The organism is Rhodococcus sp. CH91, from assembly GCF_022554085.1.
Taxonomy (GTDB): Bacteria; Actinomycetota; Actinomycetes; order Mycobacteriales; family Mycobacteriaceae; genus Rhodococcus.
In genome coordinates this window covers 1-24,421 of sequence record NZ_JAKFYR010000014.1, presented here as the reverse complement: position 1 = coordinate 24,421, position 24,421 = coordinate 1, and the positions used below count along the sequence as shown (strand labels likewise).

20 protein-coding genes and 1 riboswitch are annotated in these 24,421 nt (G+C 67.0%); of the genes, 8 read left to right on the top strand and 12 right to left on the bottom strand.

Annotated elements, in window-relative coordinates:
- Positions 1–13 precede the first annotated feature (13 nt).
- Complete coding sequence (locus MOM01_RS20825) at positions 14–1,885, bottom strand: TerD family protein (protein ID WP_241387349.1); 1,872 nt, start codon at positions 1,883–1,885, stop codon at positions 14–16.
- A 129-nt stretch (positions 1,886–2,014) separates the two neighbouring features.
- Here MOM01_RS20825 and MOM01_RS20820 point away from each other — a divergent pair, with 129 nt between their 5' ends.
- Complete coding sequence (locus MOM01_RS20820; RefSeq protein ID WP_241387348.1) at positions 2,015–4,252, top strand: glycoside hydrolase family 3 C-terminal domain-containing protein; 2,238 nt, start codon at positions 2,015–2,017, stop codon at positions 4,250–4,252.
- Positions 4,253–4,264: 12 nt separating this feature from the next.
- On the opposite strand, the gene MOM01_RS20815 is transcribed toward MOM01_RS20820, so the two are convergent.
- The gene (locus MOM01_RS20815) at positions 4,265–5,311 is read right to left on the bottom strand and encodes a zinc-dependent alcohol dehydrogenase family protein (RefSeq protein WP_241387347.1); all 1,047 of its coding nucleotides are present in this window, start codon (positions 5,309–5,311) and stop codon (positions 4,265–4,267) included.
- Between the two features lie 106 nt (positions 5,312–5,417).
- On the opposite strand from MOM01_RS20815, the gene MOM01_RS20810 reads away from it, so the two are divergent.
- The gene (locus tag MOM01_RS20810) at positions 5,418–6,695 is read left to right on the top strand and encodes a serine hydrolase domain-containing protein (protein ID WP_241387346.1); all 1,278 of its coding nucleotides are present in this window, start codon (positions 5,418–5,420) and stop codon (positions 6,693–6,695) included.
- 156 nt (positions 6,696–6,851) lie between these two features.
- The gene (locus MOM01_RS20805) at positions 6,852–7,796 is read left to right on the top strand and encodes a type IV toxin-antitoxin system AbiEi family antitoxin domain-containing protein (protein WP_241387345.1); all 945 of its coding nucleotides are present in this window, start codon (positions 6,852–6,854) and stop codon (positions 7,794–7,796) included.
- A gap of 25 nt (positions 7,797–7,821) precedes the next feature.
- Here the strand turns inward: MOM01_RS20805 and MOM01_RS20800 are convergent, their stop codons facing one another.
- Together MOM01_RS20800 and MOM01_RS20795 are read right to left on the bottom strand one after the other, a co-directional pair.
- The gene (locus MOM01_RS20800) at positions 7,822–9,129 is read right to left on the bottom strand and encodes an LLM class flavin-dependent oxidoreductase (RefSeq protein WP_241387344.1); all 1,308 of its coding nucleotides are present in this window, start codon (positions 9,127–9,129) and stop codon (positions 7,822–7,824) included.
- Positions 9,126–9,890 carry a 3-oxoacyl-ACP reductase gene (locus tag MOM01_RS20795; protein WP_241387343.1) on the bottom strand — a complete coding sequence of 255 codons (765 nt, stop codon included), beginning with the start codon at positions 9,888–9,890 and terminating at the stop codon, positions 9,126–9,128. Before MOM01_RS20795 ends, MOM01_RS20800 begins: the two co-directional genes overlap by 4 nt.
- A gap of 52 nt (positions 9,891–9,942) precedes the next feature.
- Positions 9,943–10,034, bottom strand: a riboswitch (TPP riboswitch).
- Between the two features lie 286 nt (positions 10,035–10,320).
- Between MOM01_RS20795 and MOM01_RS20790 the strand changes: the two genes are divergently transcribed.
- The gene (locus MOM01_RS20790; protein ID WP_241387405.1) at positions 10,321–11,778 is read left to right on the top strand and encodes a stealth family protein; all 1,458 of its coding nucleotides are present in this window, start codon (positions 10,321–10,323) and stop codon (positions 11,776–11,778) included.
- A gap of 48 nt (positions 11,779–11,826) precedes the next feature.
- Here MOM01_RS20790 and MOM01_RS20785 read toward each other — a convergent pair whose 3' ends face one another.
- Positions 11,827–12,747: a phosphodiesterase gene (locus tag MOM01_RS20785; RefSeq protein WP_241387342.1), complete on the bottom strand. Its 921-nt coding sequence runs from the start codon at positions 12,745–12,747 to the stop codon at positions 11,827–11,829.
- Between the two features lie 286 nt (positions 12,748–13,033).
- On the opposite strand from MOM01_RS20785, the gene MOM01_RS20780 reads away from it, so the two are divergent.
- The 3 genes from MOM01_RS20780 to MOM01_RS23380 all read left to right on the top strand — a co-directional run bounded on the left by MOM01_RS20780 (position 13,034) and on the right by MOM01_RS23380 (position 15,052).
- The gene (locus tag MOM01_RS20780; RefSeq protein WP_241387341.1) at positions 13,034–14,059 is read left to right on the top strand and encodes an esterase/lipase family protein; all 1,026 of its coding nucleotides are present in this window, start codon (positions 13,034–13,036) and stop codon (positions 14,057–14,059) included.
- Between the two features lie 82 nt (positions 14,060–14,141).
- Entirely contained in the window at positions 14,142–14,666 is a 525-nt protein-coding gene (locus MOM01_RS20775; RefSeq protein WP_241387340.1) for a hypothetical protein, read from the top strand.
- Positions 14,667–14,740: 74 nt separating this feature from the next.
- On the top strand, positions 14,741–15,052 hold the full coding sequence (locus tag MOM01_RS23380) for an antibiotic biosynthesis monooxygenase family protein (RefSeq protein WP_241387339.1): 312 nt from the start codon (positions 14,741–14,743) through the stop codon (positions 15,050–15,052).
- Positions 15,053–15,116: 64 nt separating this feature from the next.
- Here MOM01_RS23380 and MOM01_RS20765 read toward each other — a convergent pair whose 3' ends face one another.
- The 6 genes from MOM01_RS20765 to MOM01_RS20740 are packed head-to-tail and all read right to left on the bottom strand — an operon-like array spanning position 15,117 to position 21,882.
- Positions 15,117–16,595 (bottom strand): sodium:solute symporter family protein, encoded by a 1,479-nt coding sequence (locus MOM01_RS20765; RefSeq protein ID WP_241387338.1) that lies wholly within the window; start codon positions 16,593–16,595, stop codon positions 15,117–15,119.
- Between the two features lie 21 nt (positions 16,596–16,616).
- Positions 16,617–17,648, bottom strand: a complete 1,032-nt coding sequence (locus MOM01_RS20760) for an isopenicillin N synthase family dioxygenase (RefSeq protein ID WP_241387337.1) — start codon at positions 17,646–17,648, stop codon at positions 16,617–16,619.
- Positions 17,645–18,412: a hypothetical protein gene (locus MOM01_RS20755; protein ID WP_241387336.1), complete on the bottom strand. Its 768-nt coding sequence runs from the start codon at positions 18,410–18,412 to the stop codon at positions 17,645–17,647. The genes MOM01_RS20760 and MOM01_RS20755 overlap by 4 nt, the downstream gene beginning before the upstream one ends.
- Positions 18,409–20,379, bottom strand: a complete 1,971-nt coding sequence (locus MOM01_RS20750) for a 5-oxoprolinase/urea amidolyase family protein (RefSeq protein ID WP_241387335.1) — start codon at positions 20,377–20,379, stop codon at positions 18,409–18,411. The genes MOM01_RS20755 and MOM01_RS20750 overlap by 4 nt, the downstream gene beginning before the upstream one ends.
- A gap of 7 nt (positions 20,380–20,386) precedes the next feature.
- Positions 20,387–21,037, bottom strand: coding sequence for an urea amidolyase associated protein UAAP2 (locus MOM01_RS20745; RefSeq protein WP_241387334.1), 651 nt, complete (start codon positions 21,035–21,037; stop codon positions 20,387–20,389).
- Positions 21,034–21,882, bottom strand: a complete 849-nt coding sequence (locus MOM01_RS20740; RefSeq protein WP_241387333.1) for an urea amidolyase associated protein UAAP1 — start codon at positions 21,880–21,882, stop codon at positions 21,034–21,036. The genes MOM01_RS20745 and MOM01_RS20740 overlap by 4 nt, the downstream gene beginning before the upstream one ends.
- A 175-nt stretch (positions 21,883–22,057) precedes the next feature.
- Between MOM01_RS20740 and MOM01_RS20735 the strand changes: the two genes are divergently transcribed.
- Positions 22,058–22,735: a TetR/AcrR family transcriptional regulator gene (locus MOM01_RS20735; RefSeq protein ID WP_308197022.1), complete on the top strand. Its 678-nt coding sequence runs from the start codon at positions 22,058–22,060 to the stop codon at positions 22,733–22,735.
- Here MOM01_RS20735 and MOM01_RS20730 read toward each other — a convergent pair.
- Positions 22,717–24,258 (bottom strand): flavin-containing monooxygenase, encoded by a 1,542-nt coding sequence (locus MOM01_RS20730; protein WP_241387332.1) that lies wholly within the window; start codon positions 24,256–24,258, stop codon positions 22,717–22,719. The genes MOM01_RS20735 and MOM01_RS20730 overlap by 19 nt on opposite strands.
- Positions 24,259–24,421 lie beyond the last annotated feature (163 nt).

Below are 24,421 nucleotides of genomic sequence, written 5' to 3'. Positions count from 1 at the left end.
GGGGGTCAGCCGCTCACTCATCGACGTCCACCCCGTACCGCTGGGCCAGTGCTGCGAGATCGTCGTCGTAACCCTGCCCGACCGCACGCAGCCGCCACGCGCCGGCGCGGCGGTAGATCTCGGCGAGCACCATGGTGCGTTCGGTGGTTCCGGCGTCGAGCACGAAGGTTGCGGCAGTGCCGGCCTCGCTGTCGACTCCGACGGACACCGCGCCGAGTTCTCCGAAGGTGCGGTTGCCGTCGATGGCCGCAGCGACGGCGATGCGTTCGCATTCACCGGGAAGCGACGCGAGGTCGACCCGGATGCAGTGCTCGCTGCTGCCGTCGATGCTCAGCTCGACGACACCGTCGTCGTAGGAGGGGTTGTTGTAGAAGACGAAATCCTCGTCGGTGTCGACCTTCTCGTCGGCACCGAGAAGGAACGCGACGATGTCGAGATCGAACTCGTCGCCGGCCGTTTCGGCCTTCCACGCCACGTTCACGGCCCAGCGGTGACTGTCGGACGGCAGGTCGATCACCTCACCGCGGGACAGCACCGGCGCCGTCAGCCGCGACTCCATCCGCATGTGCGGGGGAACGATTCCGTGCTGGACGGCGGCGTCCACGTCGTCGGGCCGCAGGACGGGCAGCTCCCGTGTGGCGACCCGCGACATCCTCTTGTCCGACTCGCCGCCTTCGAGGACCAGCACGTCGGTCACGGCGGCGGTGAAGTTGAGGGCGGGGCGGGCACCGAGTTGTGTGAGCCGCGAGCGCATCATCACGGCCTGCAGGTGGGTGCCGCCCATGAGCAGCACCTTGCGGCCGGTCCACAACTTGGGTTTGTGGCCGCCGAGTTCCCGGATGGCCGGCACGGCCGGAGCGTCGGTCTGTTGTTCGAGCGCCGGTTCGGGCGGCGGAATGATATCGACGACGGTGGCGACCTTCGGTTCGCCCGGGCGCACGCGTGTCAGCAGGTCTTCGAGCTGCTGCTCGCTCACGACGGGAATGCCCTCGGCCATGGCCTTGCGGATCTTCGCCGTCTGCACGGTGGGGTCGTTGCACACCACGACGCCGGTCTGCTTGCTCGCGCTGTTCATGACGTCGAGCCCGGCCTCGGTCAGGCGCTTCGCGAGCACCGTGCGCGGCGTGACCGTCGACCCGCTGATCACGACCTTCATGCCCTGGACGAGACCGTCCTCGGTGAGGCGACCCGGGTTCTTCCAGGGGCACGGCACACGCGGCACCGACGGGGGGTGGACCGACTTGCGGGTGCGGCAGTTCACCACCGGCAACGGCAACTGGAGGTTGTCGGCCATGGCGGCGCTGCGCAGGAAGATCTCGGAGAGGACCCGCGCGTCGTCGTAGGCGTCGTGCTCCTGCAGCTGCTGCACCTGCCAGTGCTGCGCGAGGGTGGCGAGGCGGTAGTTGGGGACGTCGAGCTCGAGTCGCCGCGACAGCGCGAGCGTGCACAGGCGGTGCTCGGCGGGGAGCGAGGTGCCTGCGCGGCGGAACTCGGCGTCGAGGAATCCGTAGTCGAAGGACGCGTTGTGGGCGACGAGTGTGGCGCCGTCGAGAACGTCGGCGAGGTCGGTCGCGATGTCCTCGAAGCGGGGCGCGCCGGCGAGTCGTTCGGGCGTGAGCCTGTGGACGTGGACGGGCCCCGGATCGCAGCCGGGATCGACGAGCGTGGAGAACTCTCGTTCGACGGAACCGTCCTCACGCAGCACCAAGGCTGCGACGCTCAGTATCCGGTGGGCGTTCGGGCGTACGCCCGAGGTCTCGACGTCGACCACCACCCATCGATGGTCGCGGGGCAACGTCACGGTCCCCCTCGCCGCTGCGTGCACCTCGATCACGTCATCCTCCCGATTGCCTCGTCCCCCGACGAAAACCGATGATTCGGACATTCTTAACCTGCCGTACGACAGCCCCGCATCCGGGCTGTCCCATGTAACACGCGGTCGGGCGGCATCGATATCGTCTGTCCACTTTCGCGGGTTAGGGTGCAGCGGACCGTCTGTGGCCGAAGGAGCATCATGACCGATCCGACCCTCCGCACCCCTGCCGAGATCGTGGCGCGACTGACGCTCGAGGAGAAGGCGTCGCTCACCAGCGGCCTCGACTTCTGGCACACCGAACCGGTTCTGCGCGAGAACATCCCTTCGGTGATGCTCACCGACGGACCGCACGGCGTGCGCAAGCAGACCGCGGAAGGCGATCATCTCGGGCTGCACTCGTCCGTTCCCGCGACCTGTTTCCCGCCCGCGGTCGCACTGGGTTGCTCGTTCGATCCGGAACTGCTCGAACGTGTCGGCGCCGCGCTGGGCACGGAAGCGCGGGCGTTGCAAGTGGGGGTGTTGCTCGGTCCGGGTATCAACATCAAGCGCTCTCCGCTGTGCGGACGGAACTTCGAGTACCTGTCGGAGGATCCACTGCTCTCCGGTGTTCTGGGTGCTGCCCTGGTCCGCGGGATCCAGTCGCGGGGGGTGGGCACCTCGCTCAAGCACTTCGCGGCGAACAACCAGGAAACCGACCGCATGCGGGTCTCCGCCGACATCGACCCGAGGCCCCTGCGGGAGATCTATCTGCGCGGCTTCCAGCGGGTCGTGCAGGACGCCCACCCCTGGACGGTGATGTGCTCGTACAACCGCATCAACGGCGTCTACTCGTCTCGCAACCCGTGGCTGCTCACCGACGTGTTGCGCGGTGAATGGGGATTCGACGGGCTCGTGGTGAGCGACTGGGGTGCCGTCGACGACCGGGTGGCCTCCCTGCGCGCCGGTCTGGATCTGGAGATGCCGGCGACGGGAGGGCGCACCGACGCCGAGATCGTCGCGTCCGTGCGCGCAGGCAGTCTGGACGAGGCGGTGCTCGACGAGGCGGCAGGACGCGTGGTCGGGTTGGTGCAGAAGATCGTCGGCGGAGCCGATCCCGACGCGACATTCGACTCCGAGGCACACCACGCGCTCGCCCGGGAAGTCGCCGGGCAGAGCATCGTCCTGCTGCGCAACGAGACCGGCCTGCTTCCTCTCGCCGCAGACACGGACGTCGCCGTGATCGGCGAGCTCGCCCGCACCCCGCGCTACCAAGGCGCCGGCTCGTCCCGGATCAACCCGACGCGCCTCGACAACGCACTCGACGAGATCCGGGCACTGTCCTCGCGCGAGGTCCCCTTCGCGGCCGGGTACGCCCTCGACGGATCGGAAGCGGCCGCACTGGTCGACGAGGCGGTGACCCTCGCCGGTGACGCCGACATCGCCGTCGTCTTCCTCGGGGTGCCCGCGGAACTCGAATCCGAGGGTTTCGACCGCGACGATCTCGAACTCCCGGCGAGCCAGACCGCGCTGCTCGATGCGGTGCTCGCCGCGAATCCGAACGTCGTGGTGGTGTTGTCGAACGGCGGTGTGGTCCGGCTGAGCGGGTTCGCCGAACGCGTGCCGGCGATCGTGGAGGGGTGGCTGCTCGGGCAGGCGGGCGGAGGTGCGCTCGCCGACGTCCTGTACGGAGTGGTGAATCCGAGCGGCCGCCTCGCCGAGACGATTCCGGTCCGCCTCGAGGACACACCCGCCTACACGAACTTTCCCGGCGAGCACGGGCACGTGCGCTACGGCGAAGGTCTGTTCGTCGGTTACCGCGACTACGACGCGCGCGGCCTCGACGTCTCCTTCCCGTTCGGCCACGGATTGTCGTACACGACGTTCGAGTACACGGACGCATCGGTGGAGGCCGACCGTGATCCGAGGGTGCACGTCACCGTCACCAATACCGGTGAGCGCGCAGGTGCGGAGGTCGTGCAGGTGTACATCGGGGTGCCCGATTCCTCGGTGACGAGACCGGCACGAGAACTGAAGGGATTCGGCAAGGTCCACCTCGAACCCGGCGAATCGCGCCGCATCGTGATCACGCTGCGGCGCGACGACCTCGCCTACTGGGACACCCGAGCGGATTCCTGGATCGTCGAGGGCGGTACGTACACCGTCGAGATCGGCGCCTCGAGTCGCGACATCCGTCAGTGCCTGCACGTCGAGATCGACGGTGATGCGGTGAGGATTCCGCTCACGATGGAATCTTCGCTCGGCGAGCTGTTCCGGAATCCCGCAGCGGCCGAGATCGTCATGCAGGCATTCGGATCGATGGGCGGCGATGTCGGGATCGACGAGAGCGTGCTGAAGATGGCGGCGTCGATGCCGATCGGGCGCATCGCAGGATTCGCCCCGGGCGTCGACCCGGGGCAGATCCAGCAGCTCCTCGACGCTGCGAACCAGCAGACGTGAGGATCGGAACCGTTACGAACCGGCTGTGAGAAGGACCTTCAGCGCGCCCGTCTCGCCCGCGCGTGAGAACACGTCGTAGGCCTCCTCGAACTGGTCGAGGGCGAACCGGTGCGTGATCATCGGCGACGTGTCGAGCCCGCCACTGCTCACCAATCCGATCAGTGTGGGCGTGGAGTAGGTATCGACCAGCCCGGTCGTGATCGTGAGGTCCTTGATCCAGATGTCCTCCAGATGCAGGGTCGCGGGCTTGCCGTGAACCCCGAGGTTCGCGACGTGCCCACCCGGCCGGACGAGAGCGACCGCTTGCTCGAACGTCGCGGGATAACCCACCGCCTCCATGGTGACGTCTGCGCCGAGACCACCGGTGAGACCCCGGACGGCGGCCGCCACGTCCTCGCGACCACCGTTGACGACCACATCCGCTCCGAATGCTCTGGCCGCTTCGAGTCTGCTGTCGGCGAGGTCCACGGCGACGATGTGACTCGGGCTGAACAGTTTCGCCCCGAGAATCGCGGCAAGCCCGATGGGTCCGGCGCCGATGATGACGACGACGTCCGCCGGCCGGACGCAGCCGTTGAGCACGCCGACCTCGTAGGAGGTGGGCAGGATGTCGGCGAGCATCAACATCTGCTCGTCGCTCACGCCCTCGGGTATGCGGTGAGTCGAATTGTCCGCGTAGGGAACTCGGACCAGTTCCGCCTGGGTCCCGTCGATCAGGTGGCCGAGGATCCAGCCACCGCCGCCGAGACACTGGCCGTAACGGCTTTCTCGGCAGAACCTGCACGTTCCGCACGCGGTGACACACGACACGAGGACGCGGTCGCCGGGGGCGAGCGTCTGCACCCCTCCCCCTACTTCGACCACCGTTCCTACGGCTTCGTGACCGAGGATGCGACCGTCGGTGACCGCCGGTACGTCCCCTCCGAGAATGTGCAGGTCGGTACCGCAGATGGTGACCGCATCGACCCGCACCACCGCGTCGGTCCCGTCCTGGATCGTTGCGTCGGGCACGTCCTCCCAGGATCGTTGCCCAGGACCGTGGTATACCAATGCCTTCATTTTCGGCCTTTCGCCGAGAGATCGGTCCTTTTCAGGATGACACGCGGGCTAGTCTGAGCGGAACGTTTCACAGGGGCTGAAACCGAGACTCGAAAGTGGACGACCCATGAAGATGCTCGCAGCTTCGATCATCACGGTGGCCGTATTGTCCGCCTCGGCATGCAGTTCCGACGAGACCGGATCCGAGTCCACACCCTCCCCCGCATCCACCGAACAGCCTCAGCCCGAGTATGTGGCCGATGTCGAATCGACGGTCGACCAGTTGATGCAGGACAACGCAATTCCCGGGGCGGTGGTACAGATCAGCTCCCCCGATCGTGGGGACTGGACCGGAACCTTCGGCACGGGAACCATCGACGCCGACGATCCGCTGTCGGCCACCGACCACTTCCGGATCGGTAGCAACACGAAGACGATGACGGTCACCGTCATCCTGCAACTGGTACAAGAAGGACAACTCTCGCTCGACGACCCGATCTCGAATTACGTCGAGGGCGTACCGAACGGCGAGACGATCACCATCTCCGAGCTCGCCGAGATGCGCAGCGGTCTGTACAACTACAGTGCCGACCCGGAGTTCAACGCCACCCTGGACCGGGAACCGGAGAAGGCATGGACACCGGAGGAGCTGCTGCAGATCGCCTTCTCCCATCCGGTCGAGTTCGCACCCGGAGAACAGTTCGAATACAGCAACACCAATACCGTCCTGCTCGGCCTGGTCATCGAGGAGCTGACCGAGATGCCGGTCGCCGAAGCGTTCGAAGAACGGATCTTCGCTCCGCTCGGCCTGGCGAACACCTCGTTCCCTGCCATCGAGGACGCATCGATCCCCGACCCGCATCCGCAGGGGTACATGTTCGGCACCAACGTCTCCACGATCGACACCTTCGCTCTGCCCGAAGACGAGCAGCCGGCCGCCGTGGCGGGGACGGTGAAACCGAACGATGTCACCGACGACAATCCGTCGTGGACGTGGACCGCCGGTGCTGCGATCTCCACCGTGGGCGACATGACGACCTACGTGAAAGCGCTCGTCGGCGGGGGTCTGCTCGACGAGCAGATGCAGCAGACCCGACTGGACAGCATCCGGTCGGTGGGTGCGGCAACCGCGGGATACGGTCTCGGTATGGCCCGCTTCGGACCGCTGCTCGGACACGACGGTCAGCTCCCCGGATTCATGACCTTCATGGGCCACGACCCGGAGACCGATCTGACCCTCGTGGTCGCGACGAACCTGTCCACCGTGCCGTCCGGTGAAGGCTCGGCCCTGACCCTGGTCAAGGGGATCCTGCCGATCTTCTACGGATCGGAGTACCAGGAGCCGGACGATCCGGCCCGAGCACCGGGGTCGGAGACGACCGCGACACCCACTCCGGGTGGCTGATCGCGGATCGCCGATCCTATCCACTGCCAGCGAGCGCCCGCCCCCGAAGCGATACTGAGCACGCTCTCGTCCACAGGGTCCTCGTTTCTCCACAGTTCTCGCGTGTGAAGGCCGACCCTCCGGACCGGACGCGGGCGGGCCCCGAAGATCGGTCTCATGACCGATCAGATGTGGACGAGAGCGCAACTCATCGAATCCGGCGTGTCGGATCGCGCGATACGAACGCAACTCCGACGAGGCGAACTGGTCAGGATCGCACGTGGCATGTACATGACGCGACGGGACTTCGACTCGTCGGACCCTGTCGGCGTGCATCTGCTGCGAGCACGCTTCGTCGGCTCGAGGCTGCGCACGGACGAGGCTGTCAGCCACATATCCGCCGCTGTTCTACACGGTCTCGACGTGTGGGATGCGCCGCTCGAACGCGTTCACTTCACCCGCCCGGCGATGCGAAGCTGCCGGTTGAGCGATGACCTGCACATTCACGCATCCGGTCTGGACGACGACATCGTCGACGTGGACGGACTCCGCGTCACCTCCCTCGCTCGCACCATCGTCGACGTCGCCCGCACACTGTCGCGCCCCCGCGCCCTCGTCATAGGAGATTCGGCACTGCGGTCGGATCCGAGCGCTCGCTCCGACCTGCCCCGGATCCTCGCTGCGTCGCGGGGCCGTACAGGAATAGTTGCGGCGGAGTCGGTGGCACGCCTGCTCGACGGCCGAAGTGAGAGTGTCGGCGAGTCGTTGTCACGGCTGCGGATGAGGGAAGCCGGTCTGCCGATACCCGATCTCCAACCGGAGATCGTCGCCCGCGACGGGCGCCGGTATCGAGTCGATTTCCTCTGGCGCGACCTCGGTGTCATCGGTGAGTTCGACGGTCTCGGTAAGTACACCGAACACCACAGATTGCTCGCCGAGAAGGCGCGGGAAGACGCACTGCGGGATCTCGGGTTCGAGGTGATCCGCTGGAACTGGGCGGAATTGTCGCGATTCGACGTCGTCGTCGGCCGTTTCGAGCGCGCTGTGCTCAGGCGAAAGACACACCGGCCGGCTCCGGAGCGCGAAACGGTCGAAGGTTCGCGCTACAACCCGCTCCTCTGACCGTTTCGCGCTTCTGTCCGCTTCCCTAGATCGTCTTCAGGCCGAGCGAGTCGCGCAGCGTCGTACCGGGATATTCGGTGCGGAACAGACCGCGCCGCTGCAGCTCCGGCACCACGAGATCGACGAAGTCGTCGAGGGAGCCGGGGTATGCGGGGCACATGAGGTTGAAGCCGTCGCAGGCGCCCGCAGCAAACCACTCCTCGATGCTGTCGGCGACGGATTCGGGGGTACCGACCATCGTCGCGTGCCCACCGCCGGCCGCAAGGTAACCGAGCAGTTGACGCAGGGTCGGGCGGCGGGTCTCGATGATGCGCTGCACCGTCGCGTAGCGTCCCTGCGGGCCGGTGAATTGCTCGATGGGCGGCAGGTCGTCGACGGGGCCGTCGAGGTCGTGGGCCGTGTAGTCCTGGCCGGTGAAGACTCCGAGCTGCGCCACGGCCGCGTCGACGTCGAGTAGCGCGTCGAGGGCCGCCTTCTTCGACCACGCCTCCTCCTCCGTGCGGCCGACGTAGGTCACGAGTCCCGGCAGGATCGCCACCGATCCGGAGTCCCTGCCGGACGCGGTGATTCGCGCGCGCAGGTCGGTAGCGTAGTCGAGGGCCGCCGTCATGTCCCAGGCGACGGAATAGACGGCTTCGGCGTAACGGGCCGCGAGATCGCGGCCGGTGTCCGATGCACCGGCCTGGAACAGCACGGGACGGCCCTGCGGGCATCGCGGCACGGTCAGCGGGCCGTCGACGCGGAAGTGCTTGCCTCGATGGTGGATCGGGTGGATGGCGTCGGCGTCGAGATATCGTCCGCCCTGCCGGTCGACGAGCAGTCCGCCCTCGCCCCACGAATCCCACAGCGCGAGGAGCACTTCGATGAATTCCTCTGCCCGTGCGTATCGTTCGGCGTGGGGTGGGAGGACGTCGAACCCGTGGTTGCGCGCTTCGGCGTCGAACATCGAGGTGACGATGTTGGCACCGACCCTGCCGCCGCTGATGTGGTCGAGCGAGGCGAGCAGACGCGCGGCATGGAAGGGAGTGTAGAAGCTGGCGGAGACGGTGGTGACGAGTCCGACATGTGTCGTGGCACGTGCCATCGCCGCGAGCGCGGTGAGCGGTTCCAGGAACCAGGTGGTCCCTGCCGTGTACTTCGGGTCGACACTGTGGCCGTCGGCGAAGAACACCGCATCGAGGCAGCCTCGCTCGGCGGTTCGCGCCAGTTCCTCGAAATACGCGATGTCGCCGATGCGTTCGGCAGCGGAACCGGGATGCCGCCATGCCGACGAATGGTGCCCCACCCCGTACAGGAAGGCGTTGAGGTGGAGGGTGCGCGGGCCGGCCTTCAATTCATCACCAGCCCGCCGTCGACGACGAGGTTCTGCCCGGTGACGGCTCGCGACCAGTCGGAAGCGAAGAACAGTACCGCGGCAGCGAAATCCTCCGGCGTGGTGACCTTCCGGAGCGGCGTCGACGACGCGATCAGGTCGAACACCGCTTCGGGAGTCGCCGACGACGCGTCGGTGGTGCGCAGCAGACCACCGGACACCATGTTGACGCGGATGCCGTCGGGTCCGAGATCGGCGGCGAAGGTGCGAGTCAGCGACAGCAGCGCCGCCTTCGCGGCGGTGTAGTCGTGGTACGGGACCACAGGATGCTGGAACAGGTTGGTTCCGATGTTGACGATGCTGCCGCCACCGGTCTCCCGCATCCCCGGCAGCGCCGCCTGGACGACATTGACCGCACCGCCGACGACGCCGTCGAACTGGGCTCCGAAGTCGGCGTATCCGATCTCGTCGGCCTTGGCGCGGGCGTCACCGTTGAAGGAGAAATCGGGTAGTGCGTTGTTGACGACCGTGGTGACCGGTCGCCCGAAGTGGTCGCGGGCAGCCGCGAACAGCGACTCGACCTCGGCGCGGTCGGTGACGTCGGCCCGGAGCGCGACTGCGCGATCGCGTCCGATCGTCTCGGCCAGTTCGTGTGCGCCGTCGCCGCTGGTCCGGTAGTCGAGGACGACCGCGGCGCCTTCGTCGGCGAACGCCTGCGCGATGCTGCGTCCGAGGCCGCGGCCGGCGCCGGTGACGAGGACGATCCGGTTCTGCAAGGACATTTCTCTGCCTTCCCTGGGTCGGGAAGGGTGCGTGACAGGGACAGCCCTGTGGCTGTCGCCGGCTCGGCATCCCTTCGCTCGAATGATCGAGATCAGGTTCGACGGGTGTTCTCTCAGCCGTTTCCGGCACCCCGTGTCGAGTCCTGCGCACAGGCTACACCGTCGGTTCGCCACCTCCCGCGCCGCGGCAGCGCCCGCGTTCACAGGATCGTCACATCGCCGACGCGGGAACTTAGCTCAGATCGGCGTTAAAATGGGACGTTCCTGTCCCGACCCGTGAAAGGAGATTCCGACGCACACGCCGGCCCCCCACAACGTTTCTTTCGTCTCCCTTTCCGAACAGGTCGGAGACACCCGCCCACGCGTACACGCCACGGTTCGCGGACCGGCGACGCACGAGGAGGTCGTATGGTTCGAGGATCGCTACGCGATTCCGATCACCACGACCACACCGCACGAGGCGCAGGTGGAGGACGTGCTGTTCCTCCGTCGCGTGCTCGACCGCGCGCGGATCGACTATCTTCTGGTGCGCGACCACAGCGAGCGCCCCATTCTGGCGATCGATCGGAGCGACCGGAAGAGGCTGCGCGCCGCCCTCGCCGAGGGATGCGCCGACGAACCCTTCTACTCGAAGGCCGTCGGTTCGAAGCGCCGTCCCGTGCTCGTGGCCGACGGGCACCTCTCGCACAGCAAGAAAGACCGGGTGTTCCGACTGTTCCGGCCCCGGGTCGAACTCACCAGCGGGTTGCGTTACGGGGCGTCGAACGGGGTGCAGATCGAACTGTGGTCGTACAGCGGCGACGAGGTGATCATGCCTCGCCCCAACGCCCTGACCCGCATGACGGCCCTGCGCGAGGAGATGCGCCGGACGACGGTCGAGCGGTACGGCCAGTTGTGGCCGACCATCGAGGGAATGTTCGACCTCCACCCGGGGGACGTCCCGTTCGAGATCGACCTCGTCTTCTCGTGGGTCGACGGGTCGTCGAGGTCGTTCCAGGCCGAGCGCGCGAAGCTCATGCAGAACTACGTCGTCGGGGAAGGCGACGACTCGCCCGCACGTTACCGGCAGATCGACGAGCTCAAGTACGCCCTGCGATCGGTGCACATGTACGCGCCCTGGGTGCGGCGGATCTTCGTCGCGACCGACTCGCCGCGACCGGCCTGGCTCGCCGACCACCCGCGTGTCACGTTCGTGCGCAGCGAGGAGTTCTTCTCCGATCCGTCGGTGCTGCCCACCTACAACTCGATGGCGGTCGAGTCGCAGCTGCATCACATTCCGGGATTGTCCGAGCACTTCCTGTACTCGAACGACGACATGTTCTTCGGTCGCCCGGTGCGCCCGGACCTGTTCTTCTCCGGCGGTGGGGTCAGCAAGTTCATCGAGTGCGACGTCCGGATCGGACTCGGACGGAACCACAAGGCGCGAAGCGGGTTCGAGAATTCGGCTCGGATGAACCGGACGCTGCTGAAGGAACGCTTCGGGGTGACCATCACTCGGCACCTCGAACACACTCCGGTGCCGCTCCGCAGATCGATCATGGCCGAGATGGAGCGAGAGTTCGCGAAGGAGTTCGCGGCGACGGCAGCGAGTCCGTTCCGGGCCGCCGACAACATCTCGGTGACGAACTCCTTCTATCACTACTACGCGTTGATGACCGGCCGCGCGGTACAGCAGACCACGGCGAAGGTGGAGTACGTCGACACGACCGCCGAGTCCGGACTGCGCCGGCTCGACACGATCCTGGCTCGGCGCAAGCACGACCTGTTCTGCCTCAACGACGGCAGCACCCCCGAGGTGGACCTGGAACTACGCACAGCGAAGGTGACGCAGTTCCTCGAGCGGTACTACCCGATCCCGGCGCCCTGGGAGTCCGGCCGTCCCGGCTGAGAAACGAGACCCGGCAGACCGTGACGGGTCTGCCGGGTTCTCCGCGGTCTACACGCGGACGGTGAGGCCGGGGTTCTCCGGGATACGGATACCGGCTTCGGCGAGTCGCCGTGCTGCGTCCTCTGCACTGTGCGGCTGCCCGGCCGTGGCGTAGCTCCCGCTCGGCACCACCGAATGCACGATCGTCTCGGGATAGACGTGCACGAGGTTGAACCCCTGTGCACCGTCGTGTCCGCGCTGCGAACCGACGGGGACGTTGAGGTCCTGTGTGTAGCAGGTGGACGAGGCGACGGACACGGGGATACCGGCGAAGGTCGCCGAGGTGGAGTAGTGCAGATGTCCGCCGAGGATGGCGCGCACATCGGTTCCGCGCAGAACGTCGGCGAGACCGGCCTGGTCGCGCAGTTCGACGAGGACGGCCATGTCGAAGATGCTCGGTACCGGTGGATGATGCAGTGCGAGAACGGTACCGAACGGAGACGGCGTCGAGAGTTCGTCGGCGAGCCACGTGAGCTGCTCCGGGGAGACCTCACCGTAGTGATGACCCGGAACCGACGTGTCGAGCGTGACGATCCGCAGTCCACCGATGTCGTGGACACCGTCGATCGGCGCACCGGTGGGCGATTCGTCGAGCAGTTCTTCGCGGAAGGTGGCCCGGTCGTCGTGGTTGCCCATCGCCCAGACGATCTCGGCGCCGAGTGCAGTGGCGAGCGGCTCGATCAGGCCGCGGAGTTTCCGGTAGGCATCGGGCTGGCCCCGATCCGCGAGGTCGCCGGTGAACACCAGCGCATCGGGACGGACCTGCGAAGCGCGGATGTCGTCGAGGATCGTCCGGAGGCGGGTGTCCGCGTCGACCGTGCCGTAGAGGAGTTCGTCTCCACCGACGAGATGTGTATCCGTGAGGTGGAGAAGTGTGTGCGAAGGTCTGGGATATTCGGCTGTTCGCTCAGGGGCTGCGGACCTGCCCATGATCTCTCACTTCCATCTGCCCGTGTCGGCGCACTCGATCGTCATCAAAGGTAGCGAGTGGTCGTGCGCGGCTCCACGAATTCCGGATCACATCGAGGGGACACACCTGCTGCGGACAGCACGTCATCACGCGGTGAGCTGCGAAAACAGGGGCGGACAGGATGTGTCGTGATCTGGATCACATAAACCCCCTGCGGTCCACTCCCACCGGCAGGGCACCGCCCTCCCGTAGGAGAGAATTTCTGTTAACTTTCTGCCCCATCCACACACCTCAGGGGGATGGTCGATGCATATACGTTCATGGGTCGCCGCGGCACTCGCGGCCACCTTCACGATCGTCGGGGCAGGAACGGCAGCAGCGGAGGAACCGGCCGCACCTCCTCTCCCCGTCGGAAAGACGTTCCTCGACGGATTCGCACAGGAATTCGGCGATCCGCACGGCAGCGCACCCGGCACCAACGATTGGGGCTGCACACCGTCCGAGGAACACCCCGATCCGGTGGTCCTCGTCCACGGCACGGTGCTCAACCGGCAGAACAACTGGTCGTATCTCGGCCCCCTCCTCGCCAACGAGGGGTACTGCGTCTTCGCTCTCACTTACGGCAACCATGCCGACCTTCCGTGGCCGCTCGGTGCCGTCGGCGGCCTGCTGCCGATGGAGGACAGTGCGCAGCAGCTCTCGGATTTCGTCGACGAGGTGCTCGCCGCGACCGGCGCCGGGAAGGTGGACCTGATCGGCCACTCGCAGGGCACGCTCATGCCCGTCTGGTACGTGAAGTTCCTCGGTGGCAACGAGAAGGTCGACGACTACGTCTCCCTCGGCCCGGTCTACGAAGGCAGCCACGCTTTCCTTCTCGCGGCTTCGTTCGAGTTGTTCGAGCACGCCGGGGTGCGCCAGGACGTGGAGAATCTCGTCCACGCGATCGGATGCGGTGCGTGCCCGCAGGTCCTCGCCGGTTCGGACTGGATCCACACGATCCAGCAGGCCGGGGTCTATGCCGACGAGGTGACGTACACGAACATCATGACCCGCTACGAGGAGATCGTTCTCCCGTACACCAGCGGCTACCGCGAAGCACCGAACGCGACGAACATCGTGCTGCAGGACCACTGCGGAAACGACTTCGTCGAGCATGCCGGCATCGTCAACGATCCGAATGCCGCATGGTTCGTGCTCGAGGCCCTGGACCCCGGCTCGGCCGGGCCGCTCGAATGCGTCTTCGTCCCCCCGATCCTCGGGTGGAGCCCGGACCCGATGATCGGCGGTCCTGCTGCCGAGGAGTCCGTGGTCGCAGGCAGATTCGGCGCCTGATCACGAAATAACCTGCGGCCGGCGGAAAAAAGGTGCAGAGTATCCGGCGACGTTCGAATTGTCGTCGAGGCAGGGAGGACATATGACACGGAAATCGATCCGGCGCGCAGCGGCAGCGGTATTCACCGCAAGTGTCGTGGGGACGGCGATGGTCGCAGCGGGGGGCGTCGCCCAGGCTGCGCCGACATCCACGACGATGACCTGTTCCAGTGCGAATCCGCTCTTCTGGGCACCACCGTTCACCTGGACCGTTCACGCGGCGTCCGGCGAATCGGCGCCACCGGACGGGCCACTCGAGCCGTCACTCCTGCTGTCCGGCGGCAACGAACTTCCGATTCCACCCGGTGGCCTGATCCCCAGCATCGGCATCAATTGGTACGGCACCCAGGTGCTCGTCGACTGGCACAACCGCAACACCGGGCGATCCGGCCGGAGCGTCAGCGACCAGGAGGCATGGCAGCAACATCCGCGAATCCCGGTGAACCGCACCTGGACCGGCACCGGGACGGTGGATTTCACCGTCACCCTCCAGACCGGCGCGGGCTGGTGGTTCGTCAACACCCAGAATGCCGTGTGCACAGGAACGATCGACATCGTGCAACGCTGAACAATCGCAGGTACAAGCGGTCGGTACAGTCGTCGCGGGCTCGAGGGCCCACACGTGATCCGGAAAGGCTCGCCGTGTACGTCATCACCAACCGCATCGAAGTTCCCGCCGAGACCGCCGACTCGTTCGAGACGGTGTTCGTCGAGAGCATGCGCTCGACACTGGAGGGGGTGCCGGGCCTGAACCGCACGACCCTGCTCCGCCCGGCAGCCGAAGGCCTTCCCTACCTGTCCACGATGGAATTCGACTCCAAGGACGATTTCCTGGCATGGCTGCGTTCGGATTCCTTCAAGGCCGCGCACTCGGACGATCAGGCCCCGGGTATGCAGGCGCCCTCCGCGGTGGAACAGCACACCCTCGTCGAGGACATCGTCTTCGAGAAGTAGGCACCTCACACGAGTCGAGCCCGTCGCATCTCTGCGGCGGGCTCGACTCGTGTGCGGACGCGGACTACACCGCGACCGGCTGCTTCGCGACCACGACCGGTTCCGGAACGGTGACCGCGCGGACGGGGCGGCGTACCAGCGCGACCGTCACGTAGGCGACCAGCGACACCAGGAATCCGATGAAGGTGGTCCAGCCGTCGACGGACGAGGTGACCAGCGAGTTCGGGATGTACAGCAGGGTGTTGTCGACGCCGTAGATCGTCGGGGTGAGGACGAAGAACCCGGCACGCACCGTGATGCCGGCGATCGCGGCGGCGGCCACGGCACGCCCGTCCCCACGCGACCAGAACAGCCCGAGGATGAACGGAACGACGAGCGAGGCGAGCAGAAGGTCGAAGGTGAGGGTGAGAAGGATACCCGTCTGCGGAACACGCAGGGCGACGAGCGCGCCGAAGGCCGCCATGGGCAGCATGAGCAGACGCGTGGCCTTCATGACGTCCGAGGACATCGCGGCGTTCTCGCCACCGACTCGGAAGACGTTGCGCACCAGGACCGTCGCGGTGGACAGCAGCACCCCACTGATGGTGGTCAGCGACGCGGTGACCAGACCGGACAGGACCAGGATCGACAACCACTGAGGGGTGTACTGCCCGAGCAGGACGTAGAGGATCGGCGCGTCCGCGGCGCTGTCACCGACGATCGAGACCGCGGCGAGAGCGACGAACGAGAGCGGCACGCACAGCAGGAGAATGCCGGTCGCCGCGGAGAAGCAGGCGCGCTGCGCCGCGTGCGGCGACTTGGCGGAGAACACACGCTGCATCAGGTCGATCGCGACGAGGTTGCCGAGTCCGAGAGCGACGATCGTGGCCCAGTTGATCGCGGCGCCCTGCGCCGGGTCGGTGAGCTGCCCGAGATCGCCGATGCCGAGGCCGTCACCGTGGGTGAAGCCGGGACCGAGGGCCACCCATGCGAGGAGGGAGACGATGCCGACGGCCATGACGGCGAACTGGACCATGCCGGTGTAGACGCTCGCGAACATGCCGCCGGCCATCGTGTAGGCGAGCACGAACGGGATGATCACCAGTACCGCGGCGGTGTAGTTCAGACCGAGGAAGTACTGCAGGAGGTAGGCCAGTGCGACGAGGTTGCCGGCGAGGAGGATGCCGAAGCTGCCCACGGTGAGGACGGAGGCGGTGATCTCGGTGCCGCGCCCGAAGCGCCGGGCGAAGAACTCCGGCAGGGTCACCACGCCGGTCGCCCGCAGGCGCTTCGCGAAGAAGATTCCGACGAGCAGAACACTGAGCGCGACGCCGAGGGGCATCGCCGCGCCGGCCCAGAATCCGAATCCGGCCGCGAGGTCGGCCGAACCGAGGGTCGCGTTGGAGTCGATGACCTGGGACATGAGCAGGACGGCGAGAACGGGTGCGCCCAGCGAGCGACCGGCGAGCAGGAAGTTGCCGGCCTGTCCGCGGACCTTGCGGGTGGAGTAGAAGCCGGCCCCGAGAAGTACGACGAGGCACACGGCAACACCGGTGATGATCATGGCAGCTCCGTATGGAGAAGGTCAGACGGCAGGAGCGCTGCGTTGGGCTTCGCGTCCGAGCGAATAGAGGGGGCGGGCATTGTCGGGAAGAGCGATCTCGCCGGAGGCGAGCCGGTTGCGGAGATAGGTGAAGCTCTGAGCGGTCTGTGCGAACAGATGCTCGCCGGCCGTCACTCCGTCGTATCGTGGTCCGTCCGCGTCGACGAACCTCTCCAGCGGCTCGACCCGGGTGTCGTAATCGACGTTGAAGAACAAGGGGAACGAGTAACGCTCCTGAGCAACCTTACGCACCCGATGTGACGTCGCTGTAAACACGCCGTTCGTCCAGATCTCCAGTAGGTCACCGATATTCAGGACGAAAGCATCGTCGCGGTAGGGCACCTCGATCCAGTCCCCGTCGGCGTTGACCACTTCGAGTCCCGGCGCCGTGGGCAAAAGTAGCGTGAACACTTCGTAGTCGGTGTGGGCGCCGATACCGGGGCGGTCGGATGCACTGGGATCGTAGGGATAATGGATCATCCGCAACTGCGCCGGCGGTGTCGTCACATACCGATCGAACAGGTCGGACGGCTCGCCGAGCGTCTCGGCGAAAGCCCTCAGAAGCACACGGCCCAGACCGAATACGGCATCGTAGTACGCCCCCACGGGCTTCTCGAAGTCCGGCAGGTCGGGCCACTGGTTCGGTCCGAGCAGCGGATTGCCGGCCAGATAGTCCGGATCGTCGGCGGGAAGATCGATGGACAGATCGAACGCTTCCTTGTGATCGGGTGTGGCACCGGCGAACACTTCCTCACCCGGCGGCACATAGCCGCGGTGGTTCGACGAATTGCCTATGTAGACCGACATCTTGGTTTCGTCGGGCAGTGCGAAGAAGCGTTCTGCGGCTGTCTTCAGTCCCGAGATGAGGGTGGGATCGATACCGTGCCCGACGATCTGAGCGAAACCGACTTCGCGGGCGGCACGCCCGAGTTCCTCGACGACCGCTTCCCGTCCGCTGTCGTCGGCGGAGACCAGTGCGTGTACGTCGACGACGGGGATGCTGGTGAAGGTCATGGTTCCCTCCTGGGGTTCGGGTCGAGCGGACGCCACCGCCTCGTGACGGGCGTTCCGTCGAATGTGACGTCGCTCGTGTGGATCTCGTCTCCGAAGTCGGGGTCGAGGTCGTCCCCGATCCGATACGGGAGAGTCGATGCGGTGATGTTCCATCGGCCGGCGCACACTCGGCCGACGGCGACCTCGCAGTCGAGCACTGCGCGGGCCTCGCGGAGTGTCGCCGCCCCCCTGATGCGTTCGAGCAGGGAACCGGATCCGGGGGTGTGGTCGCGGCCGCGCGCGAACGCGAAGGTCTCCCCCACCCGCACGAGTACCGCGGTCGCCCCGGTGTCGATGTCCTCGAGCAGGTACTCCTCGATGTCGGACGAGACGCCGGCGATGTGCCAGTGTTCCGTGTAGTCCTCGTACACACCGTGTTCGATGATCGTGTCCGCGTCGAGGACGGCCAGGCTGCCGGCGTCGGGTGTCGGCCCGAGCGGGTGGAACGACACGGCGCGTTCCCACTCGACGTGATCGCCGCGGTCGAGCAACCGGCCCGCGAATCCGTCCTGCGCCGCGAGTGCCACGAGATCGTCGAGGTCCATGTCGTTCGCGGTCGAGGCCGTCACCACAGGCAACGAGGCGGGTTGCCTCAGATCGCAGTACAACTTCTCGCCCTGCACCCAGGTGACCCGGGTGGTGGTGTCGGGTTCGGTGCCCGGCCGCGCCAGCAGCGTTCGCTCGAACCGGGTTCCTGCAAGCCGGATCCGTTCGGCGGTCGTCATGCGCCGGTCGCTTTCCACCGTGCCCGCTCCTGCGCGAAGGCGACGGATTGGGTCGCCTGGAACTCCGCGATCGAGGATGTGTTGTCGGCGAGGAATTTCCGGTGGTCCGCCAGCGAGAAGGTCCCGTCGGTGATCTCCACTCCCCCGCCGCGGCCGGCCGCGAGATCGGCACGCAGATCGAGCAGTTCCTCGGGGTCGACGGGATACCAGGAGATCCGGTCGAAGAACCGCAGCAGCCACGGCGTTCCGTCCTCGAAGGGCCCGGCCGGCTGCGGGTGCCGGTGATTCCACACCTGGGTGGTGCGGCCGACGAACTGGTATCCGCCGGGGCCTTCCATGCCGTAGATGCACAGATACGCACCGCCGATACCGACCGCGTTCTCGGGGGTCCACGTGCGGGCCGGGTTGTACTTGGTGGTGACCAGCCGGTGCCGCGGGTCGAGCGGTGTCGCGACCGGTGCACCGAGGTAGACGTCGCCGAGTCCGAGCACCATGTAGTCGGCGGCGAACACCGTGTCGAACACGTCGGCGACGGTGTCGAGGCCGTTCATGCGACGGATGAACTCGATGTTCCACGGGCACCACGGCGCGTCCGACCGCACGCCGTGCATGTAGCGCTGGATGGCCTCGCGGGTCGCCGGATCGTCCCAGGACAGCGGCAGGCGCACCTGACGGCTGGGCACTTCCAGTTCGTCGCTGTCGCCGATACCGTCCTCGACCTCGGCGAGCAGACCGAGCAGGACCGGTACCGGCAGGACATCCGGGTCGACCTTGACCTGCAGCGACCGGATACCGGGGGTGAGTTCGAGCAGGCCGGCAGGGCGCTGCGCTTCGAGGCGCTGGTGCAGGGCGTGCACGCGGGCCCGCAGCGCCAGATCGAGCGTCATGTCGCCGTACTCGACGAGCACGTTGTCGTCGCCGCTGCGGCGGTAGGTGACGGCGGTGTGCCCGTCGCGGCGGGCCAGGACTCCGTCGTCGCCGTCGCCGCCGCCCGACGCGACCAGCGACAGACCGGCACGACGACCGACTCCCAGTTCGCGGCGCGACGCGCTGTGCTGCGACTTCACGGGGACGAACCTGACGGTGTTGCCGGGTGCGAGCTGACCGAGCTTCCAGCGGTCGGCGGCGACGACCGTCACCGGGCACACGAAGCCGCCCAGGCTCGGCCCGTCGGGGCCGAGCAGGATCGGGGTGTCGCCCGTGAAGTCGAGCGCACCGACGGAGTACGCGTTGTCGTGGATGTTCGACGGATGCAGCCCCGCTTCCCCGCCATCGGTCCGGGCCCATTCCGGCTTCGGGCCGATGAGCCGGACCCCGGTGCGATCGGAGTTGAAGTGCACCTCGTACTCGGTGGCGTAGAGGGTGTCGATGTCGGAGCGGGTGAAGAACTCGGGGGCGCCGTGCGGGCCTTCGGTCACCGCGATCTCCCAGCGCGTGCCGAGAGCCGGTACGTGTTCGGACGGGACGGGCGCGCTCTCACCGCGGGGGTCGTCACCCACGACGAGGACGTCGCCTTCGCGAAGGGTGCGGCCCTCGTGACCACCGAACGTGCCGAGCGTGAACGTCGATGCGCTGCCGAGGAATTCGGGAACGTCGAGTCCGCCCCGGACCAGGATGTAGACGCGCAGGCCGGGACCGGAGACGACGCCGACGTCGAGCAGTCCGCCGGCCGGAACGGTGACGGGCCGCCACTGCGGAACGGTGACTCCGTCGACCTGGACGACGGCGGGAGCACCGGTCACGCACACCTCGGTGTCCTCGGTGAAACGCAGCGCGGGACCTGCCATCGTGGTCTCGAGGCCGGGGGCGCCCTCGTCGTTGCCGAGAGCCACGTTGCCCAGACGGAAGGACAGGTCGTCCATGGGCCCGGAGGGCGGTACGCCGATCTGCCAGTAGCCGGTGCGACCCGGATAGTCCTGGACGGTGGTGAGCATTCCGGGGCGTTCTACGCCGATCTTGGTGGTCATGGCAGGCTCACTCCTCGCGGGTGACGATCATGCGAACCGGCGTGGGATCGAAGCCGTTGCACGGGTTGTTGATCTGGGGGCAGTTCGAGACGAGCACGAGTACGTCGCGCTCGGCGCGGAGCGCGAGGCGCTTTCCGGGAGCGGAGAGCCCGTCGACGATGCCGAGGGTGCCGTCCGCCTCGACGGGCACATTCATGAAGAAGTTGATGTTGGAGACGAGATCTCGTTTGCCGAGGCCCCACTTCGCGCCCTCGATGAGGAAGTTCTCGACACACGCGTGCTGATGCTTCGTGTGGTGCCCGTAGCGCAGGGTGTTCGACTCCTGCGAGCACGCGCCACCGACGGTGTCGTGATTTCCCACCTCGTCGGCGGCGAGCGTCATCAGCGGAGCGCCCTCGGAGTCGCGCAGGACGGATCCGGTGGTGAGGAACAGATTCTGCTGTGCGGTGACGGTGGCCGCCGCGCTGTATCGCCGGCCGGTGTCGTGCGCGTCGTAGACGAGCGTGTCGACGGCCTGATTGCCGTGCAGGTCGACGATCGTGAGGACGTCTCCCGCGGCGACGACGGCCGACCACGGTCCGCGGAGTCCGACGATCTCGTCGAGGACGACGCGACCGGGAACGAGGGCGAGTTCTGCGGTGTCTGCGGTGAGGGTCATCGGCGGATCTCCGTTTCGGACGTGGCGGCGGCCCAGGCGTCGTCGGTGTTGAGGACGGCGCGCTGGTATTCGGGGTCGGTGTTCGGCAGCGAATTCAGTTCTTCCGGTGCTCGCCAGGCGAGAACCTCCAGGCTGCCGGTGGTGAACTCGGGATCGGGATCGAGCGGGTGTGCGGTGTTGGCGACGAGCACGATCACCGGCAGGTGGATCAGAAGGTCGACGTAGGCGCCGGGCCCGGCGTTACCGGTGCTGACGAGCCTTCCGTCCTCCTCGACACGGACACCGTGGAAGAAGGACAGGGACGGCGGCAGGTCGCGCGGTTGCAGGTCGTGCTTGGCGGCGGCGACGGAGAACAGTTCCCGGCCCGCCGGAGACGACGAATGAAGTTCTCCTGCTCCGTACTTCGCGGTGTTTCCGGCGAGATGGGTGGTGCCGCACAGGGCGTCGTGCCGGCCGGAGGTGTCGGCGACGATGGTCGCGAGTAGTCGGCCCTGATCGGAGAGCAGGGGGTGCCCGGTTCCGAGATAGGCCTGCCAGGGCACCTTCACGGTGTCGGCGACGTTGAGCCGCTCGTGCGGCGCATCGGCACGGAAGAGCAGCACGTGCGCGCAGGCCGTGCCGTCGACGTCCCGCAACCGCAGGCGGGTGCCGCGGGCGAGAACCTTGCCGGTGTAGCGGCCGCCGGGGACGGTCTCGGCCCAGGTCATCGCTGCCGCACGGCCGTTCGGCGGGGCGGGCCAGGAGGAGGCGGGGACGATCGGCATCGCGTCCGTGACGGTTCCGGCCTGCGCTCGGGCGTGGGCACGAGCGGCGTGCGTGGTGGCGGTCGCGAGTGTCTCGGTCATGGCGCTCCGATCGGCGGGTGGGGGAAACTGTCGATCGACAGTTTTCCGGTCGCGCATCTTCGGCGAATGTCCTGCGCGTAACGACTCCGTTTCTTGTGTTTCATCCAGGTGACAGAATGCTCACCACTCGAACTCTGCAGTGTTGCTGGACATTTCGATGTGTCAGGGTGAAGGGGTGAGCCAAGCAGGACCAGGACGACCCCGCCTCCGCGCCCCGCGCCGACCCGGAAACAACGCCCGCGCAGAGATTCTCGATGCGGCGGCCGAGCTGTTCACCACACGCGGATTCGCGAGTACGTCGACACGCCTGATCGCGGAGACCGTGGGGATCCGGCAGGCATCGCTGTACAACCATTTCGCGACGAAGAACGACATCCTCGTAGCACTGCTCGAGGGCACCGTCGAACCGACGATCGAGTTCGACGACGGACTCGGGGACGCACTGCCCGCCGACCTGCGGTTGTGTGCACTGACCTGGTTCGACGCCGCCCAATTGTGTGCGGGGAGATGGAATCTCGGTGCGCTCTACCACCTTCCGGAGTTGCGCACCGATTCGTTCGACGTCTTCCGCCGCGACCGCCGGCGTCTGTACCGGCGTTATCGTGAACTCGCGTCGCAGATCGTCGGCGGGGACGACCCGCGGATCGATCTGCCCTTCCGGCTCGTCGAATCGGTCATCTCCACGCGCGCGGACGGCGACATCGACGCGAGCCTGCCGGAAACCCTGGCGACCGCGTCACTGACGGTGCTCGGCGTGACCCGGGTCGCCGAGGTGACGAGCGCCGCACGCGCACTGGTCGTGGGTGTTCCCGGCGACGTGCTGAACGGTTCCCGTCAGGCTTCCGCCCGCTGATCGGAAATGTCGCGACGGGGCGGCGCTGCCGTGGACGACGCCGGGACGCGCGAGAATCGCAACGCCGGATGATCGACGGGGTCGCGACGTAACCGGCGGCGATCGAGATAGTAGTTCTGCTCCATCGTCCACGGGCCGTCGGCCCCGGACGTGGGGAAGACGTCCTCGGATCGCCGGAGGTAGTTCGACGTGAGGTTCCAGAACGGCCCTCCACCGACCGTCGGATCGTCGCAGACCGGGGTGACGACGGCGTAGCCACGGTGGTCCATGTGGTCGAGCAGCCGGCACAGGTGATGGCCGGTGAGATCGACCTTGAGGGTCCACGACGAGTTCGTGTAACCGAATGCGAAGGCGAAGTTCGGGACGCCGGTGAGCATGGTGGCCTTGTAGGTGATGCACTCGTGCAGGTCGATCGGTCGTCCGTCGACCTCGAGATCGATCCCGCCGAAGGGCAGCATCGCCAGGCCGGTCGCGGTGACGATGACGTCGGCCTCGAGCTCGCGCCCCGACTCGAGGGCGATCCCGGCGAGGGTGAACCGGACGATCCGGTCGGTCACGACCGAGGCGTCACCTCGGGTGATGGCGTCGAAGAGGTCGGCGTCGGGCGCCACGCACAATCGCTGGTCCCACGGGTCGTAGGACGGGCCGAAGTGCACGTCGATCGGATAGTCGTCGGGCAGGGAACGTGCGGCCCGGCGGCTGAGCACCCGGCGCGCGAGTGCGGGGGCGCGTCTCGCCGATCGGTACATCTCGTGCAGCAGCCGGACACCCAGCACGCGGTTCGTACGGTAGGCCGCGCGTTCGGGGAGCAGGCGCCGTACCGCGTTCGCGAGCTTGTTCTCGCGTGGCCACGACAGCACGTACGACGGGGACCTCTGCAGCATCGTCACGTGCGCGGCGTCGTCGGCGATGGCGGGTACGAGGGTCACCGCCGTCGCTCCACTGCCGATGACGACCACCCTCTTGCCCGCACAGTCCAGGTCGTCGGGCCAGTGCTGGGGATGGACGATCTGTCCGCGGAAGTCGTCGCTGCCCTCGAACTCCGGGGTGTAACCGGCCTCGTAGTCGTAGTAGCCGGTCGCGGAGAAGAGGAACCTGCAGCTCACCGTGACCGTCTCGGCGTCTCCCGACCTGTCCAACGTGACGGTCCACCGCCCCGACCCGGTCGAGAATCGAGCGCCGACCACCCGGTGCCCGAGATGCAGATACCGCGCGAGATCGTTCTCCTGGACTGCCTCGCGCAGGTAGTCGAGGATCTCGTCCCCCAGCCCGTAGGCGTGCTTCTTCGTCCACGGCTTGAACTCGAAGCCGAGTGTGTACAGATCGGAGTCGGAACGGACGCCGGGATAGCGGAACAGGTCCCAGGTGCCTCCGATCGCGTCGCGGGACTCCACGATCGCGAAGCTGGTCCCCGGTCGCTTCGTCTTCAGGTGGTAGGCCGTCCCGATGCCGGAGATACCGGCGCCGACGATCAGCACATCGACTTCGGCGGGAAGTGTCCCGGCCGACTCGGCTCCGGTCATGTCGCTCCACTCCGTTCCGGCGGAGGGCCGGCCGCTACCGTCTGCGGCCGCTACCTCGTCCGATCACTCACGAGGATGATCAGCGGGACTGCGATCGGCACCCTCGAGGACGTTCACGTCGCGCTTGTCGCTGCCCGGACCCACATGGGCCTCGGCACGCATC